The organism is Streptomyces sp. PU-14G (assembly GCF_041028275.1).
GTDB lineage: Bacteria > Actinomycetota > Actinomycetes > Streptomycetales > Streptomycetaceae > Streptomyces.
In genome coordinates, this window is the sequence record NZ_JASKYT010000542.1 from 1 (window position 1) to 3,327 (window position 3,327).

2 protein-coding genes and 1 pseudogene are annotated in these 3,327 nt (G+C 71.9%); 2 read left to right on the forward strand and 1 reads right to left on the reverse strand.

What is annotated here, in order from left to right; all coding sequences use genetic code 11:
• Positions 1–61 precede the first annotated feature (61 nt).
• Positions 62–436, forward strand: coding sequence for a hypothetical protein (locus AB8Z75_RS33045; RefSeq protein WP_369208530.1), 375 nt, complete (start codon positions 62–64; stop codon positions 434–436).
• 78 nt (positions 437–514) lie between these two features.
• On the opposite strand, the gene secD is transcribed toward AB8Z75_RS33045, so the two are convergent.
• Positions 515–2,788: a protein translocase subunit SecD gene (secD, locus tag AB8Z75_RS33050; protein ID WP_369208528.1), complete on the reverse strand. Its 2,274-nt coding sequence runs from the start codon at positions 2,786–2,788 to the stop codon at positions 515–517.
• Positions 2,789–3,127: 339 nt separating this feature from the next.
• Here secD and AB8Z75_RS33055 point away from each other — a divergent pair.
• A pseudogene (locus tag AB8Z75_RS33055) lies at positions 3,128–3,327 on the forward strand (hypothetical protein); the annotation flags it as partial.

Genomic DNA, 3,327 nt, shown 5'->3' on the forward strand with positions numbered 1-3,327 from the left:
CGCCCCCTGCTCACCACGCCCCCCGCTCACCACAGCACCCGACGAAAGGCAGTACAGCGTCATGGCCGACACCGAAGCCTCCCTCAAGGAAGCGCTGGGCAGCATCGACGGCGCGATCGGGGTTGCCCTGGTCGACTACACCAGCGGCATGGCCCTGGGAACCGCCGGCGGCGGCAAGGACTTCGACCTGGAGGTCGCCGCCGCCGGGAACACGGACGTCGTGCGGGCCAAGCTGCGCACGATGGAACACCTCGGCCTCCAGGACGAGATAGAGGACATCCTGATCACTCTCGGCACGCAGTACCACCTGATCCGCCTGCTGAGAGCCAAGAGCGGCAACGGGCTGTTCCTCTACATCGCCCTGGACGCGGGCAAGGCCAACCTCGCCATGGCACGGCACCAGTTGCGCCGGATCGAGGCGCATCTGGAGGTGTGAGAGACCGGCAGAACCCGCCGCACCGCGCTCTTTCGCCCGCCGGGGCGGGAGAGCGCGGTGCGGGGGCGGCGGGCGGCCTCAGGAGCGCCGCGCCGGTTTGGCTGAACGGGACCTCTTCCCGGTGCCGCCGGTGAGTGTCACCGCCAGGGGCGTGGCGGTGAAGACGGACGACCAGGTGCCGACCACGATCCCGATGAGCAGCGCCAGGGCGAAGTCGGTGAGGGAGTCGCCGCCCAGGACGGCCAGCGCGGAGAGGATGAACACCGCGCCGAGACCCGTGTTGACGGTGCGGGGCAGCGTTTGCAGGACCGCTTGGTTCGCCAGGTCGGGGAAGGGCGCGGTGCGGCGGCCCCGGCCCAGTTCCCTGAGCCGGTCGAAGACGACGATGGAGTCGTTGACGGAGTAACCGATGACGGTGAGGAGAGCGGCCAGGAACACCCCGTCGAGTGGTTTGCCCAGCCAGGCGAAGATCCCGACGAGAACGAGGACGTCGTGCGCCATGGCGACCACCGCGGCCGAACCGAGCAGCCAGCGGAAGCGTGCCGCGAGGTAGAGGAGTTGCGAGCCCAGGGCCACCGTCAGGGCGATCAGCGCTCCTCGGCGCAGCTCCTCACCGATACTGGGCCCGACCACCTCGTCGCGCAGTTTCTCCGCCTGCCCCGCCAGGCCGCTCACCGTCTCGGTGACCCGGTCCTCCTCGGCGCCCGTCAACTCGTCGGTGCGCACCGTGAGGTTGTCGTCCCCGGAGGACTGGACGACCGCGCGCGGGAAGCCGGCATCCGCGAGGGCGGCCCGCGCCCGGTCCGGGTCGACGGACTCCGTGGTGGTGTACTCGATGAGGCGTCCTCCGGTGAACTCGACGCCGAGATCCAGACCCCGGACGGCGATGCCCGAGGTGGCCAGCAGGACGGCGACTGCGGACGCGGCCAGCCAGCGCCGCGGGTGGCGCATCAGGTGCGGGTCGCGGCGCAGCAGCCGGGCCCGCACCGCTCCGGCCCCCGCGAGGCCCGACATCCGGGGGCGCTGCCGCACCGCGCGGCGCGAGGCCGCGAACTCGGCGAGTACCCGCGTGATCACCAGGGCGCTGAACATGGAGGCGAGGACGCCGATGCCCAGCGTGACTCCGAAACCGCGCACCGGCCCGGAGGCGAGGAAGAACAGCAGGGCCGCGGCGATGAGGGTGGTGATGTTGGAGTCGGCGATCGCGCTGAACGCGTTGCGGAAGCCGGCCGCGAGACAGGTCCGGGTGCTGGGACTGCGACGGGCCGTGTACTCCTCCCTGGCTCGTTCGAACACGAGGACGTTGGCGTCCACGGCCATGCCGATCGCCAGGACGAACCCGGCCAGTCCCGGCAGGGTCAAGGTGGCGCCGAGGGCGGCGAGCGCGGCGTAGGACAGCAGGCCGTAGCAGGCCAGCGCCACGACGGCCAGCGCCCCCATGAGCCGGTAGACGGCGACGACGAACAGGGCGGTCAGCCCGGTGCCGACGACGGCGGCCCAGGCACTGGCTTCGATGGCGTCCGCGCCCAGGGTGGGGCCGACGGTGCGCTGTTCGACGGTCTCGACCGGCACGGGCAGGGCTCCGCCGTTGACGAGGAGGGCCAACTCGCGCGCCTCCTCGTGGCTGAAGCGTCCCGTGATCTCGGTGGAACCGCCGGTGATGCCGGTACGGCAGGTGACCGAAGGGTCGACCTGGGGCGAGGAGATGACCTTGTCGTCGAGGACGATCGCCACCCGGCGCGCGGGATCGCCGGGCGGTTGGCAGGCCGCCTGACCGGTCAACCGGGCCCACCCGTCGCGGCCCTTGCCCTCGAAGTCGATGGTGACGTGCCACCCCGTGCCGCGCTGCTGGTCGATGCGGGCGTCGGCCTTCTTGACGTCCTCTCCGGTCAGTGAGGCGGCGGCCAGGCGCAGCGGGTCGCCCGAGTCGTCCTTGAGCACCCGCTCGCGGTGGGGGCCGCGGTCCTTGTCGGTCTGCGCACCCTTGTCGGTCTTCCCGGCGGCGCCGAGCACCTCGTGGAAGGTCAGCTGGGCGGTACGGCCCAGCACCTCGGTCGCCTTCTCGGGGTCCTGCACTCCGGGCAGTTCGACGATGATCCGGTTGTCCCCGGACCGGGTGAGCGTGGGTTCGGTGACGCCGAGGGCGTCGATACGGCCGCGCAGCACCTCCACGGTGCGGTCGGTCGCCTCGCTGTCGGCGTCCGTCGTGGGGGTGGAGCGGGTTTCCAGGACGATCTGGGTGCCGCCCCTCAGGTCGAGTCCGAGGCGGACCGGCACGGTGGCGGCGATGAACACGGAGAGAGCGAGTACGGCGAGTGCGCACAACGCCCTCACGCGCAGGGAACGCGTCACAGGGATCTCCAACAGGCATGCCGCGGCCACGGCAAGGGGCGCAGCGGCAGGAGGGAAGAAGAAAGCAGGGAAAAGCTGGGAAAAGCGGAAAAGGAGTGAAAGGTTCAGATGCCTGGAGGAGGGGGAGGGCCGCGGCCCCGGTGCGGGGGCTGCTGCGTACCGTCTGGAACGTCATGGACCCAGGACGCGGGACACGGACTCAGGGAGGCGGGAGGCACCAGAGGCGCGCAGGGGAGCGGGGCTGCGGGGTGGGGCGGAGAGCTCGGCCGCTCCCTGCCCCCGGCGGAGTGGGCCCACGCCGGGGCGGCGCGCGGGGCCGCGCACTCCTCGTCCGGCTGGGTGCACGCCTCCTCGACGGGAGAGGCCGAGGGGACGGAAAAGGCCGAGGTGACGGGCGAGGCCGAGGCGGCTCGTGGTCCTGAGACGGCGGAAGAGGCCGAGGCGGCCCGTGGGCCTGAGACGGCGGAAGAGACCGAGGCGGTCCGTGGGCCTGAGACCGCGGAAGAAGGCGAGGTGACGGGGGAGACGGAGGAGACGGG